Origin of the sequence: Viridibacillus arvi, from assembly GCF_001274945.1 — a bacterium.
Taxonomy (GTDB): Bacteria; Bacillota; Bacilli; order Bacillales_A; family Planococcaceae; genus Viridibacillus; species Viridibacillus arvi.
Map to the genome: position 1 here is coordinate 1648449 of NZ_LILB01000005.1, position 13717 is coordinate 1662165.

Sequence of the window (13717 nt, forward strand, 5' to 3'; positions counted from 1 at the left end):
TTCATATTGACTTTCACCTTTAGAAAAAGTAAGATAATTGAAACATTAGAAAATTACTTATCATGAGAAGCTAAGGGACTGGTCCGATGAAGCTTCAGCAACCACTGTCTGACGGAATGGTGCTACTTCCAGCAAGAGAAATCTTGACAGATAAGATTGCATACTCAACTTTTAAGCTCCCTCTTTTATTAATGAGGGATTTTTTATAACTTTAATGCATAGTAATTCTATAAGAATTATAATTTTAGAGGGATATGAGGGGATTTTTTGTGAAAGAGATATTTATAAAAACAGAACTACAACGTCAATGGTTAGATAAATTAGCGTTACTAAAAGTAAAAATCACTGAGGGCGCTGCAATAGTAGATGAATTATCGATTTTTCCAAAAGAGAGTTTTAGCCTACTCCGAGAAATTGGCTATCCAGCTATCACTTTACCAACAGAATTCGGTGGAGGAGGATTTTCAGTTTACGATATGGTCCTCTTGCAAGAAACACTTGCTAGTTACGATGAAAATACTTCCCTTTCTATGGGCTGGACTTTAGGTGTTGTTGGAGAATTGTATGAGCAAAAATTGTGGACAGATGACAAACTTAATTTCTTTGCAAATGAAGTACAAAATGGCGCTATTGTAAATCGTTCTGTAAGTGAGGCGCGTACTGGAAGCCCCACTCGCGGTGGACGTCCTGGAACAAATGCCATTCGCTCAAATAATGAGTGGCTTATAAATGGACGTAAAATTTTTACAACTGCTTCCCCTGTTTTGGATTATTTTTTAACTTCTGCTTGGATTGAGGAAAAACAACAAGTTGGGTTCTTTTTAATTCATAAAGATACAGCAGGAGTATCTATCGAAGAAACGTGGGATGTAATGTCGATGCGTGGCACATCAAGTCACGACTTAATATTACAAAACGTTAAAGTAAGTGACTCGGATTTAGTCGAATTACCAAATCATCCAAGCGGAGGTAAAATCAACGGCTGGTTATTGCATATTCCTGCAACTTATTTAGGCATAGCACAAGCAGCTCGTGATTATGCCGTTCACTTTGCAAATCACCATCAACCAAATAGTTTAAATGCACCGATCAGTTCATTACCAAATGTGCAGAATCTATTAGGTGAAATTGAATTAAAACTTCAGCAATCTAGATTTGTCTTATATGGAACAGCTGAAGCTTATGACGACCCAAAACGAAGAGATTCTTTGAGCAATGAAATCGCTGTTGCCAAACATACAGTGACTAATACAGCCATTGATATCGTTGACAAAGCAATGCGAGTAGTAGGCGCAAAAAGTTTACAAAACGCTAATCCATTGCAAAGGTATTACCGCAATGTACGCGCGGGTCTACACAATCCTCCAATGGATGATATGACTATAACAAAATTAGCATTAACAGCTATTGAAGAACAAAAGAAAAAGAATTCGATTGTGAATTAATAATAAAAATTTAACTTAAAAAGGGGTTTTAAGATATGTTCAGTAAAAAACTATTAAAATTTGCAGCAGTCGGTATTACTTCAATCGCAATTTTAGCTGGTTGCTCTACTAGCGAGGCTTCTGATTCTAAAGGTAAAGGAGATTCCTCAAAAGTACGTACCGTGAAAGTTGCCTTTGACCAAGCGAGTAAGCCGATTTCATATATTGACGACCAAGGTAATCCAACTGGATACGATGTAGAAGTGATGAAACTAGTGGATGAATTATTACCAGACTATAAATTTGAATATGTAGGCACGACTAGTGACGACTTATTAATTGGTGTCGAACAAGGTAAATACCAAGTTGGTGTCAAAAACGCCTTCTTCACAGAAGAGCGTACAGAAAAATTCATCTACCCTAAAGAATTCCTTGGCTTAAGTAGTGCAGGTTTAGTATTACGTAAAGAGGATGAAAATATTAAATCGCTAAAAGACTTTGCAACAGCCGGCTACTCTTTAGCACCAATTGCCGCAAATAATGCTCAATATACAGTCATCGATGAATACAACAAAAAAAATCCAAATAACAAAGTAAAACTAAAAGCTGGAGATGCTTTCACTATCGATATTGTTCAATGGGTCAATGAAGGCCGAGTAGATGGTGGTGTAATGATCGAAGGTCCTTTTAACCAACAAGTTACAGCCAAAGACGGCGCTTATCACAAATTAGCAAATGACATTGTGTACAACGAATTTGCTGTAATTAAAACATGGCCGCTATACAACAAAAAAGAACAGAAATTTGCAGACGCATATGACAAAGCTATAAAACAAATTAAAGAACAACAAAAAACAAATGAACTGAGTAAAAAATTCTACGATCGTGATTTATTTGAAGTACTTGAGCAAGCGGAACGTTAATTGCTTATGCATAAGTAACGTCCTTAGGCTGTTGAGTCATTAAACTCAACAGCCTTTCCAATACAAAATGAAAATGGTGAGCATATGGAAAAATATTTTGATGCATCTTACATCTGGGAGTCACTTCCTATTTTACTCCCCTTTCTAAAGGTGACATTTATGATAGCAGGACTGTCCATTTTACTAGGTTCCTTTTTGGGTTTATTACTTGCAATAGCCAAATTGAGCAGCAGTAGAATTGCTCAAAAACTTGCAAACGGTTATACAACTATCATGCGTTGTACACCTTCGATTGTGTTACTATTTCTCGTTTATTATGGTGTACCCGCATTAGCTGAAAATTTTGGCCTCAATTTGCACGATATTGATACAGCCATATTCGTTATCGTAACTTTCACACTACAATTTGCAGCCATTATGTCCGAAGTAATTCGTTCTTCTTATGGTTCAATTGACAAGGGCCAATACGAAGCCGCTGTTAGTGTCGGCCTAACACCTTTTCAAGCCTATCGCCGCATTATTTTTCCACAAGCTTTAGTTGTAGCTTTACCCAACCTTGGTAACGGTATGATTGCCTTATTACAAGAAGGTGCACTTGCTTATACTATTGGGCTTATTGATGTCGTTGGAAAAGCCAATCTCATTATCGCCAGCAATATCAATGCACATGCTCTTGAAATTTTTATCGCTTTAGCGATCATCTACTGGGTATTGTCATTGATCATCGAAAAAGTCTTCTCAATTCTTGAAAAATTCTTTAGTAAAGGTAAAAAAACGTTGGAGACAACATAAGGAGGTACCCACATGTCTGAAGGATTAAATTATAAATTTTTGATTGATACATTTTTCATTGCATTGTCTGGCGTACCAGTGGCCTTACTTGTGACTATCGTTTCTTTACTGATTGCTATACCGCTTGCGTTTTTACTCGCTTTAACACGTATTTATCGAATACCTTTTATACAACGCTTAGCTCAAGTTTACGTATCTTTTGTACGAGGTACACCTATTATTATTCAAATTTTCATCGTCTATAGTAGCGTTCCATTAATTTTAACAGCACTATTAAAAAAATATGATATTGCTATGGATGTCTATAAAATTCATCCAATTTGGTACGCCTTTATCGTCTTTTCATTTAGCACTACTGCCATTTTAATCGAGGTTTTCCGTTCTGCGCTAAGTACAGTCAACAAAGGACAGTTAGAAGCTGCACATTCGGTTGGTTTAACGACTTATCAAGCATACCAACGCATCATCATTCCACAAGCACTTGTAGTAGCACTACCGAATATTTGTACAGCAACCGTTAACCTCATCAAAGCTACTTCTCTTGGTTACGCAATGTCTTTACAGGAAATCACCTTGAAAGCTAAGGTTGCTGCAAACGTAGGTTACAACTATGTTGAAGCATATATAGATATATTCATCGTGTACTTAATCTTATGTAGTGTTGTCGAATACGGCTTCAAATTGTACGAGAAACACTTACACAAATATAAATTAGCAGATGCTTAAAACTGGGGTGTGATGAAATGTTAAGTATAAAAAATGTGCATAAATCATTTGGCAATAATGAAATATTAAAGGGTGTCGACTTATCCATTGATAAGGGGGATGTTGTTGTCATCTTAGGTCCTAGTGGTTCCGGTAAAACAACTTTACTCCGTTGCCTTAACTTTTTAGAAAAGGCCGATCAAGGTCATGCTACTTTCGGAGAAATTGATGTAAATTTACATGATGCAAAGAAAAAAGACATTCATGCTATACGCCAGAAAATTGCATTTGTCTTTCAAAACTATAATCTATTTAACAATAAAACTGCACTTGAAAACGTCATAGAAGGCCTTATTATTGGACGTAAAGTACCAAAAAATGAAGCTATTGAAATCGGAAAAAAAGCTTTAAGTAAAGTTGGTCTTACCGACAAATATGATGCTTATCCAAGCCAACTATCAGGTGGACAACAACAACGAGTCGGTATTGCACGTGCAGTTGCTTTGAATCCAGATATTATTCTTTTTGATGAACCTACATCTGCTCTAGATCCAGAGCTTGTTGGTGAAGTACTAGCTGTTATGAAGAATATCGCCAATGAGGGCACAACAATGCTTGTAGTTACCCATGAGATGTCCTTTGCTAAAGATGTAGCTAACCGCGTTATCTTTATGGATGGTGGCGTTGTCGTTGAGGAAGGTAATCCTCATGAAATTTTTGTCAAACCTAAAGAAGAACGTACGAAGAAATTTTTAAAACGTGTGCTACCAGAAGATTATTCATTCTTTATTTAAATTCATAAACGCCCACCTCTAAATTTTTATAAGAGGTGGGCGCTTTCTATTTCACTTATTTACGTTTCCATAGTACTAACATCGAAATTGTAATCACTGTAAAACCGATAAAAGATAAAAATGGAATCGTTACGAAACCAAGCCAATTTATATACTGCCCCGAGCAAGGTACACCACTAGTGCACGTACTGAACTCATGCATTGATGGTATCTTTTGCAATGCATAATGATAGCCAGAGAGCAGCATCCCAAAAACCGACATCGGAAGCACATATTTATAAATCTCTTTATCATTTCTGTAAAAAGCCATCCCTAACAAAAAGACAAGTGGGTACATTAATATGCGCTGATACCAACAAAGTGTACATGGGATAAAACCCATTTGTTCACTAAAAAACAAACTACCCATCATGGCTATAATCGACGTTATCCAGCCAAAGAGGAGCGCTTTATTTACCATTAGCAGTCGCCTCTTCTACCATTTTCACAAAATCATCGTATGTGGTTCCAGTAAATTGCTTGCCATCAATATAGATAGTTGGTGTTGAGTGGACACCGAGATTTTTTGCCATTTGCATATCTTTATCCCATGCTTCTTGCCCTGCATTTTCACCAAAAGCTTTCATTACCTTCTGCGTTTCTTTCTCAGTAGCTATTTCCGCTAATGCTTCTTCTAAAAAGTCCTCAGTATATAAATCTACTTTTTCATACTTTAAATCCGCTGGTTGTTTACTAAACATTAATTCATGGAACGCCCAAAACTTTTCATTTCCTAGTTCTTTATAAACCGTTTCAGCAAATTGAGCTGAGCGATTCGAGTCAACATTAATAAAAGAATAATTTACAAAATAAAATTTCGCTTTCCCTGTTTCTACTAAATCTTTATTAATAATAGGAAACAGTCGATCATTGAAATCTTTACAACTTGGGCATTTATAATCACCAAATTCAACAATTTCTACAGGTGCTGATGCTTCACCTAAAAAAGGTTGTCCCTTATAATCGATTTCAGCTGAATTTTCGTTTTCAGCTGACTTTTCTGTGGAATTCGTTAAAACTATAATACCTATGATACAAATTGCTATGACACCTACAAACCAAAATATTTTCTTAGACATTAATAAGCACTCCTAATCGAGACTACATTGCGTAGTGTATTGGGTAAAAAATTTACGCCAAGGCGTAAATAAATAAAGAACAAATAAAACTAAAAATCGCTAAAGAGATTAATAACATTTTCACTGGTAAATTCCATTGAATTTCTCTTAACGGGTCTAAAATAAAGCCAATTCGATAATTAACAGATGTATCTGCAAATGATGCATAAGAAAAAGGCATTTTTTCATACTTACTTACTTTTAGCATTTTCAACAAGGCACTGCCTAAGTGTACAGATGTCTGCTGTTTTCCAATGGCATATTCATCTGCTAGCAATTCTTTCATGATTTTATATTTCTGATTACACCAATCTAAAATCGGAATATACCACATTGTAGATGAACAGAGTTCCATTAAAAATATCTTAAGTGGATCTCGATTTTCCTTATGGTACATCTCATGAGAAATAACAGCTTCTAACTCTTCGTCAGATATCAGATTTATCAAACCTGTTGATAAGACGATCTTGGGTTTTATAAACCCCATCGTAAGTGCTAATGGTGTAGGATGCGAAATGACTAGCAGTACCTCTTTACCTTGGCTATATGCACAATTCATATTGAGCGTAAGCACATTCTCTCTATATTGCTTAAATCTCTTTTTCATACGAATAGCATGATAAAATTGAGATCCTATTTTCCATATAGTCAAAATTAGTGTATAGCCGACAAGTACATCAAGTATATAGCCCAGTGAAGACAATCCTATTATTCTCAACCAGCTATGACAGACGACTACAAGATTGTATTGAACAGTCCAACCAGCTATCTTTGCGACAAAATATAAACCCATTTCTAAAAAAATAATTCCCGAAATAATGAGCGATACGATGAGGGTGATAGACGAGTGACGTTTGTACATACGTTACGTATCCTTTTTTAGTTCTTTAATTTTTTTCTCAAGCATAGCTACGAGATCATCATCGACATCTTCTAATGCATCAAGCATATGGCTAACTACAACATTACCAAACTCGTCCATTAACTCATTAGTCATTTCTTTAGATTGTGTATTCAAAAAGTCTTCTCTCGAGAGTACTGGCTTATATAAAGATGATCTACCTTCAGTTCTCTTTTGAAGAATTCCCTTGTCGACTAATCGATTCATGACTGTCATGACTGTGTTAAAATTTGTCAACTTTTCTTGATCAAGCACTTGTTGAACATCTTTGATGGTCATTTCTACATCGTTCCATAAAATGTCCATAATCTTGGCTTCTAGAGGGCCAAAAAAGCGATTCAACCCACTTTCGTTCATTTTGAATTTTCGAATTCTCATGACTTGATCACCTCACATTACTCATTGTAGTGTTATGACCATTTCCAGTCAAGAATTGTTCCCCAAATACTATTTATTTATATGTTATATAATCTCGGAGGTATTAAAATACATTATGAATTCATTAAAATTTGAGGGTTCAAATAACACTATGTTATTTGAAAACTGTTAAGATATGCGTATAGATTTTCTATCATGGGCATCTTATGATTGGAGGTATCGTCATGACTAAACAAAATAACACAGCTATATGCGCAATTAAATATCATTTAGTTGAACGGATTACTGGTTGGTTTGAACAAACAACAAATCGTACTACTCACCACATTCACTTGTATGCCGATTCAGTTTCAACTGCTAAAAACGTCTTTAAATTAGAACATGTTCATGACATGTCATATAAACCTTTCTCTAGTGGATCCGGATTATTTTATTTGCATACAAACCAAGGGGTATTTATGTTCGAAATCGAAGTGGATCCTACTCATTTTATTCAAACGTATAAAAGAATACGTGGATGAAGATTTTCTTAAATAAGCAGCTAATAATTCTTTTACCTCTTTGCTCTTCCATTGTTCACTAGCCACTTTCTATTGTCTTCTAGTACTCTGATATAGCATTCAGGTGCATTGTGAGCATTCCTGATTTATAATGAAATGTATGACATGAATAGAGAGTATTAATTTGGGGTTAAAGAGAGGCGCATAAGTTGCGTCATGAGTAGGTGAAGAAGGGTTTTATGTTTAAAAATAGAAAAATAAAAATCCGTGTATCTGGATGGTCAGCACTTCTGATTTTGATAATGATATTAATTCTTGGACTTTTTTTAGTAGTGACTGTACCGCTCTTCGGATTTTTTGGTTTGTATAATTTATTAGCTAAGTATGATTTAGCATCTATACAAATTTTCGAACAGTGGTATAGAAATGGATTATATTACGGATGGTTTTTATTATTGATTGCCGCAATGATGTTCATAGTGGACTTCATAAATTTATTTGTCGTTGCGAGTTTTAACCTACTTTGGTCAAAACCAGTAGCAGTAATTAGTTATGCCATACAAACTGCTGTTTGTGCTATCCTTTTTAAAAGTTTAATAGTAATGAGCTTTAGTCGCATTGATGTAACATGGACGGGTTCTATTATTATATTTGTACTTTTATATATTATTGTGGCCGTTTTTAGTTATGAAAAACCAGAGCAAGCTAAAAATGAGTGAATGTAATTAGAGCTTCTTTAAAAGAAGCTCTTTTATTTTTGGAAAATATAATATATCCAAAGGTTGACTCAATGACTAAAATTTGATAAGATTTCAATCGTTCGGTAATTTTATCGTTTTTTATTTGGTAAAGTTCGGACTTCATGTGAGTATAAACTTGTTTTTGAGCTTCTAACACTCGGTTAGGTGCTCTTTTTTTGCATTCATTTAATTAAAAATCCGACAACCAGCCAATAACTTAGCGATGTCGGATTTTATTGAACAATAATTTTATGAATTAAAACAGATATTTCTAAGTTAGCTGTTTTAATCTAAAAATTATTAACCAATTTTGGGTAGACTTTGTCACCACCAAAAAGTTGGATATTTTCTTGTGCTTCTCAAGTTATTTATTATGAGTGCGAAAATAACAATGATTAGTGAACCTATCAATACAGGAGTAATGATATAATGCCAGCTATAGTTTCCCAGCATAATAATAACAGGATTGGCTCCTGCTGGTGGATGTGTTGTCTTAGTAATCATAATAAGTGCTATAGCTAATGCTACTGCTAGAGCAATTGCCCAAGGTTCGTTACCAAAAAGTTTTAGCATAATGACACCAACTGCACTTGTTAATACATGACTTCCAATAATATTACGTGGCTGTGATAGTGGTCCGTTCCAAAGCGCAAAAGCTAGTATGCAACTGGAACCAAATGGGGCCATAAACCATATCGTATTAGTTACTTTCGTTAGTTCAAGGAGAACAAATATCGTGATATAGCAACCAATTAAAGCCGTCAATATATCTTTCCAATTTGTTTTCAGCGGTGATTGGCCTTTACCTCTCATTTTTGCGATGTAAGATAGCGTTTTTGATTTTTGTTTTGGTGATGCAATTTGTGACACGTTGTTTCCCTCCTAATTTATTTACTTTACTACAACTAAGTGAATAATTAAGGAGTTATAATATTTAAATTATATTGTTAGAAAGACTTTTACTTATCTATAAAAAGAAGTTATCCACTAAAGTGGATAACTTCTTTTTATTAGTGATTAGTATATAATTCAAATACTTCTCTGTAATCTTCTTTAACATATTGCTTTTTGCTTTGAAGAACCCAATCGTTAGCGAAGCGAGCAATTTGTTCAAATGATTGAGCTGGTGTTACTGCATTACTCTCTACTTTGCCGATGGACTCTGCTGCATACGTTAAACTATTTTGAGCGATTTCAAAATATTGTGTGTTGTTTTTCATCTCTACTGAAATTGCATGAAGTGCTTTATATAAATCTTTAATTTCTGTGTCGAATTTTTTGTGAATGTCGATGGACATAGGAATATTGTTAATAGTGAATTTAATTTCAATATCTAAATCGATTGTGCCTGCAGTTTCTAACATAACATCTGTAATTGTGCTGTGTTGATAGTCATAGCGCTTTAATAGACGTTTTTTACTAATCGCATTCTCGCCGTCTACGTGAATCAGTGCTTTATTTGTGAAGCAATATTCGTCTGCTTTCGTTTTAATTAGAAAGTAAACAACTTCACCTGATTCGTGTAGAACGAAATCGTCGGCTTCTGTTTTGTCGAAATTTTCCTTTGGTATGACAATCCCAATATCAGAAAGACCTAGTGCATCTGAGGCAAATTTTTTAAGCATATTTTGTTCCTCCACTAATGGTAAGATTTTATTCTATCTTCTCTTTATACGAAGTAACATTAGTACAAGTTCCATTTCTGATTAAAAATTACTTAGAACTTTTCTTTCGGCGATAAGATGGCCACTCATTCTCACTTGCTTTAAAGTTATAAACAGGCTTAATGATCGTTTTTATATCTACAGTATTACGGATATTTTCAAGAATTTCTTCCATTGATTTGTAAGCCATTGGCGCTTCATCAAGCGTTTCCTTATTAACTGATGATGTCCAAATACCAGCCATTGTTTTTTGATATTCCTCAAGATTTAAAACTTTATTCGCTTGAGTACGGCTCATTATACGCCCTGCACCGTGTGGGGCTGAATAGTTCCAATCTTCATTTCCCTGCCCATAAGCGATAATGGAGCCGTCACGCATATTAATTGGGATAATGAGCTGTTCCCCTTTTTGTGCAGAAATGGCACCTTTTCTTAAAATCATATTGTCAGTATCGATATAGTTGTGAATAGAATCAAATTCTTCAATGATATATTTTTCAAAATCTAAATGTTCAATAATAGAGCGAGCAATCTGGAGACGGTTTTCTTTTGCAAATTGCTGTGCTAGCTTCATATCATGAATGTAATTTTGAAAATCTTCACCTTGTACATAAGCAAGATCCTTTGGAATAGGTGGTGTTTCTTTTTGATATTGCTTAAGGGCAGGTTGGATTTCTTGAAAGCGCCCCTGCACTTTTAAAGTAGCTACTATTTCAGATACATCACGGCGTTGTATCTTTTCATATGCTAACTTTTGATAATAAGTAGCAATTTTAGCACCTACTGAGCGGCTCCCTGTGTGAATGCATAAATACAAATAGCCATCCTCATCTTGAGACATTTCGATGAAATGATTACCGCCCCCTAATGTACCTAGACTAAGCTTACTTCTTTCATCATTTAAAATATGAGAAGCTATAAATTGCTGTGCTTTAGGGAAATTGTCTGTGACGTATCGAATACTGTCGGAATCGTGTAAATTAGTACCTGATGGAACGTATTTTTTTATAGTATCATCAAGTTTTTGAAAATCGATATCAATTGGTGCAAGCTTTGTCACGTGTACTCCACAGCCAACATCCACTCCTACTAGATTTGGTACTACTTTATCCTTTAATACGATAGTTGTACCTATGACACAACCTTTACCAGCATGATAATCCGGCATAATACGGATTTTCGCATCGTGTAGAAATGGTTGGTCACATAACTCTTGGACTTGTTCTACCGCTTTGTCCTGCTGGATGTGGGAGAAAATTTTGGCATTTGTATGCAATCCCTTTACTTCAATCAAATCAATCATCTCCTTGTAATTTTTTCCGCCAGTGTAGTGTGGGCTATTTTAACATAATAGGTGAGTGATTGAAATTGTTATATACAGTGAAAAATGAATACGTATACTATACTTACGATATGGAAATTTTATATGGAGGAGGCATTCTAATGAACACACAATGTATTTTATTAATAGATGATGAAGAAGATTTAGCAAATTTGCTACAAACAGTATTACATAAGGAAGGCTTTTCAAATGTGATAACGGCTGGCACAATTCAGGATGGCTGGGCTAAATTTCAGGAAGTAAAACCCGAATTAGTGCTACTAGATGTTATGCTTCCTGACGGTGAAGGGTATGATTTGTGTAAACAGATTCGTGAAATCTCAAATGTACCTATCTTATTTATGTCCGCAAAAGATGAAGAGATAGATAAGCTCTTAGGCCTAGCAATTGGTGGGGATGATTATATTACAAAACCATTTAGCCCTAAGGAAGTAGCTTATCGAGTGAAAGCACAACTAAGACGAGCAAGTTTTTCAGAGGAAAAAACAGCTATAAACAATATTACTGTTGGCCCTTTTGAAATGAATATGGACGGTACTGAATTGAAGAAAAATGGCAACATAATCGAGCTTACTGCTAAAGAAATTGGCTTGATGAATTGTTTTATCCATCATCCCAATCAAATATTAAGTAAAGAAACACTTTTCGAAAGGGTTTGGGGAGAGGACTTTTTTGGATCAGATAATACAGTCATGGTGCATATACGTCGATTACGTGAAAAAATTGAGGATACTCCATCTAATCCAACATTTTTGATCACCGTTAAAGGTCTAGGCTATAAATTGAACAGTATGGGGTGATGATAGAATGCGGTGGAGAATAACTGGGCGTTTTTTATGGTCTGTTGTAATGATTGTTATTATTGTCGGTATTATCAATACTGTGCTATTAGTTGGACTACTCCTTTACCGATCAACTATTCCAGCTTTAAATACTTCTGATACATCTGCTGAAGAATTCACACGTTCCTTCTCTAAATATGTCGAAATTAAAAATGGCTTACCTATTGTAAATGATGAAGGTGTAAAGGCATTGCAAGATATGCATGCTTGGGTTCAATTTTTAGATTCTAAAGGAAATCAAGTTGCTGCTTATGAGACACCTGATAATCTTGCAAAGAGCTACTCCCCTGCTGAAGTAGTGCAAATGTACAAATATAAAGAAGTTGATGGCAATACGACGGTTTATGTTAGTACAATAGACGATTTAGATTATTTTATCGGTGTTAAGAATTACGGGGTTGGACGTTATGTTTTGACCTATGATTATGACCAATTTTTCAAATTTATTAACCTACTTCTGATAGCATTTTTAATAGTAGATGTGCTGATAGCTTTGGTCATCGGGGTGTTGTTTACACGACATTTAACGAAACCAATTCACATATTAATCGATTTCATCGGACAATTACGTAACCGCCAATTCAAGAAAATAAACGTACCAAATGGTGTGTATAAGGACGTTTTTCTCAATGTAAATGAGCTTTCAATAAAATTAAGTGAACATGAGAAAGAACGGAATCGCCTAGATCAAATGCGCGAAGAGTGGATTAGTAATGTATCACATGATATGAAAACTCCCCTTGCATCAATTCAAGGATATGCTGAACTGATGAAGGATGATGCTGATAATCTCACTGCTGACGAAGTACAAGAATTCTCAACTATTATTGAAAAAAAATCTATTTATATGAAAGATTTACTCGATGATTTAAATTTAACGACTCGTTTACGTAATCAACAGCTACCTCTGCATTTTGAAGATATTAATATAGTAAGTTTTATACGCGAGCTGACGATTGAATTGTTAAATGACCCTCAATTTGGAGAACGTCAGGTAGAGTTTGTTAGTAATGTGAATAAAATCGTGCATAAAGTGGATAAAAAATTATTAAAAAGGGCCATTTTGAACTTTATCTACAATGCACTTGTGCATAACGATGAAAATGTGTGTGTAACAATAAAAATTGATGATATTTATCCACAATGTGGACAAGCGGAAGATTCACAGCCTAACCTTTATAAAACACAAATAATGATAATTGATAATGGTAGAGGGATTTCACCTGAAGATATTAAACAAGTATTTGATCGTTATTATCGTGGATCAAATACAAAAAATACACACGGTACCGGGCTTGGAATGGCAATTGCTCGGGATATTATTTTCGCTCACAACGGTGATCTGCAATTAACTAGTGCATTAAATGAAGGTACAACTATTACAATATTACTTTAGAACCAGCGTATGCTGGTTTTTTTGTATTTTTTTATTTTATATATATCTAGATCATTAATTTTTAAATAATATTTTATAAATCGATATACAAGTTAATGATACTTGTCCCCTCTACTTGTCGAAAAATATTCTTTCTAAGAATTCAAAAAAATATTGCTA

16 protein-coding genes and 1 riboswitch are annotated in these 13717 nt (G+C 34.8%); of the genes, 9 read left to right on the forward strand and 7 right to left on the reverse strand.

Features of this window, described 5'->3' with window-relative positions:
• Positions 1–54 precede the first annotated feature (54 nt).
• Positions 55–157: riboswitch (SAM riboswitch) on the forward strand.
• 112 nt (positions 158–269) lie between these two features.
• From AMD00_RS17025 to AMD00_RS17045, 5 genes are all read left to right on the forward strand, one after another.
• A complete protein-coding gene (locus AMD00_RS17025; protein ID WP_053418177.1) occupies positions 270–1445 on the forward strand; it encodes an acyl-CoA dehydrogenase family protein in 1176 nt (391 codons plus the stop codon).
• Between the two features lie 35 nt (positions 1446–1480).
• Complete coding sequence (locus tag AMD00_RS17030; RefSeq protein WP_053418178.1) at positions 1481–2347, forward strand: transporter substrate-binding domain-containing protein; 867 nt, start codon at positions 1481–1483, stop codon at positions 2345–2347.
• 84 nt (positions 2348–2431) lie between these two features.
• Entirely contained in the window at positions 2432–3139 is a 708-nt protein-coding gene (locus AMD00_RS17035) for an amino acid ABC transporter permease (protein ID WP_053418179.1), read from the forward strand.
• Between the two features lie 12 nt (positions 3140–3151).
• Positions 3152–3865, forward strand: coding sequence for an amino acid ABC transporter permease (locus AMD00_RS17040; protein ID WP_053418180.1), 714 nt, complete (start codon positions 3152–3154; stop codon positions 3863–3865).
• A gap of 17 nt (positions 3866–3882) precedes the next feature.
• Positions 3883–4638 carry an amino acid ABC transporter ATP-binding protein gene (locus AMD00_RS17045; RefSeq protein WP_053418181.1) on the forward strand — a complete coding sequence of 252 codons (756 nt, stop codon included), beginning with the start codon at positions 3883–3885 and terminating at the stop codon, positions 4636–4638.
• A 55-nt stretch (positions 4639–4693) separates the two neighbouring features.
• Here AMD00_RS17045 and AMD00_RS17050 read toward each other — a convergent pair whose 3' ends face one another.
• From AMD00_RS17050 to AMD00_RS17065, 4 genes are read right to left on the reverse strand one after another with little or no spacing between them, the layout of a single operon-like run.
• Positions 4694–5098, reverse strand: coding sequence for a disulfide oxidoreductase (locus AMD00_RS17050; protein ID WP_053418182.1), 405 nt, complete (start codon positions 5096–5098; stop codon positions 4694–4696).
• Entirely contained in the window at positions 5088–5756 is a 669-nt protein-coding gene (locus AMD00_RS17055) for a DsbA family protein (RefSeq protein ID WP_053418183.1), read from the reverse strand. The genes AMD00_RS17050 and AMD00_RS17055 overlap by 11 nt, the downstream gene beginning before the upstream one ends.
• Before the next feature lie 52 nt (positions 5757–5808).
• The gene (locus tag AMD00_RS17060) at positions 5809–6657 is read right to left on the reverse strand and encodes a M56 family metallopeptidase (RefSeq protein ID WP_053418184.1); all 849 of its coding nucleotides are present in this window, start codon (positions 6655–6657) and stop codon (positions 5809–5811) included.
• A 3-nt stretch (positions 6658–6660) separates the two neighbouring features.
• Positions 6661–7074: a BlaI/MecI/CopY family transcriptional regulator gene (locus AMD00_RS17065; RefSeq protein WP_053418185.1), complete on the reverse strand. Its 414-nt coding sequence runs from the start codon at positions 7072–7074 to the stop codon at positions 6661–6663.
• A 224-nt stretch (positions 7075–7298) separates the two neighbouring features.
• Between AMD00_RS17065 and AMD00_RS17070 the strand changes: the two genes are divergently transcribed.
• The gene (locus AMD00_RS17070) at positions 7299–7595 is read left to right on the forward strand and encodes a hypothetical protein (protein ID WP_053418186.1); all 297 of its coding nucleotides are present in this window, start codon (positions 7299–7301) and stop codon (positions 7593–7595) included.
• Positions 7596–7798: 203 nt separating this feature from the next.
• On the forward strand, positions 7799–8293 hold the full coding sequence (locus AMD00_RS17075) for a hypothetical protein (RefSeq protein ID WP_169786369.1): 495 nt from the start codon (positions 7799–7801) through the stop codon (positions 8291–8293).
• 345 nt (positions 8294–8638) lie between these two features.
• On the opposite strand, the gene AMD00_RS17085 is transcribed toward AMD00_RS17075, so the two are convergent.
• The 3 genes from AMD00_RS17085 to AMD00_RS17095 all read right to left on the reverse strand — a co-directional run bounded on the left by AMD00_RS17085 (position 8639) and on the right by AMD00_RS17095 (position 11272).
• Entirely contained in the window at positions 8639–9184 is a 546-nt protein-coding gene (locus tag AMD00_RS17085; RefSeq protein ID WP_322787050.1) for an HPP family protein, read from the reverse strand.
• Between the two features lie 140 nt (positions 9185–9324).
• Entirely contained in the window at positions 9325–9939 is a 615-nt protein-coding gene (locus AMD00_RS17090; protein WP_053418189.1) for a PH domain-containing protein, read from the reverse strand.
• A gap of 88 nt (positions 9940–10027) precedes the next feature.
• Entirely contained in the window at positions 10028–11272 is a 1245-nt protein-coding gene (locus tag AMD00_RS17095; protein ID WP_053418190.1) for an RNA-splicing ligase RtcB, read from the reverse strand.
• 149 nt (positions 11273–11421) lie between these two features.
• Between AMD00_RS17095 and AMD00_RS17100 the strand changes: the two genes are divergently transcribed.
• Positions 11422–12120 (forward strand): response regulator transcription factor, encoded by a 699-nt coding sequence (locus AMD00_RS17100; protein ID WP_053418191.1) that lies wholly within the window; start codon positions 11422–11424, stop codon positions 12118–12120.
• 7 nt (positions 12121–12127) lie between these two features.
• A complete protein-coding gene (locus AMD00_RS17105; RefSeq protein WP_053418192.1) occupies positions 12128–13558 on the forward strand; it encodes a sensor histidine kinase in 1431 nt (476 codons plus the stop codon).
• The last annotated feature ends 159 nt before the right edge of the window (positions 13559–13717 follow it).

Excerpts from the sequence above, each read along its gene's own strand:
- AMD00_RS17030 (WP_053418178.1), top strand. The coding sequence starts at position 1,481 with ATGTTCAGTAAAAAACTATTAAAATTTGCAGCAGTCGGTATTACTTCA.
- AMD00_RS17035 (WP_053418179.1), top strand. The coding sequence starts at position 2,432 with ATGGAAAAATATTTTGATGCATCTTACATCTGGGAGTCACTTCCTATT.
- AMD00_RS17040 (WP_053418180.1), top strand. The coding sequence starts at position 3,152 with ATGTCTGAAGGATTAAATTATAAATTTTTGATTGATACATTTTTCATT.
- AMD00_RS17045 (WP_053418181.1), top strand. The coding sequence starts at position 3,883 with ATGTTAAGTATAAAAAATGTGCATAAATCATTTGGCAATAATGAAATA.
- AMD00_RS17050 (WP_053418182.1), bottom strand. The coding sequence starts at position 5,098 with ATGGTAAATAAAGCGCTCCTCTTTGGCTGGATAACGTCGATTATAGCC.
- AMD00_RS17055 (WP_053418183.1), bottom strand. The coding sequence starts at position 5,756 with ATGTCTAAGAAAATATTTTGGTTTGTAGGTGTCATAGCAATTTGTATC.
- AMD00_RS17060 (WP_053418184.1), bottom strand. The coding sequence starts at position 6,657 with ATGTACAAACGTCACTCGTCTATCACCCTCATCGTATCGCTCATTATT.
- AMD00_RS17065 (WP_053418185.1), bottom strand. The coding sequence starts at position 7,074 with ATGAGAATTCGAAAATTCAAAATGAACGAAAGTGGGTTGAATCGCTTT.
- AMD00_RS17070 (WP_053418186.1), top strand. The coding sequence starts at position 7,299 with ATGACTAAACAAAATAACACAGCTATATGCGCAATTAAATATCATTTA.
- AMD00_RS17090 (WP_053418189.1), bottom strand. The coding sequence starts at position 9,939 with ATGCTTAAAAAATTTGCCTCAGATGCACTAGGTCTTTCTGATATTGGG.
- AMD00_RS17100 (WP_053418191.1), top strand. The coding sequence starts at position 11,422 with ATGAACACACAATGTATTTTATTAATAGATGATGAAGAAGATTTAGCA.
- AMD00_RS17105 (WP_053418192.1), top strand. The coding sequence starts at position 12,128 with ATGCGGTGGAGAATAACTGGGCGTTTTTTATGGTCTGTTGTAATGATT.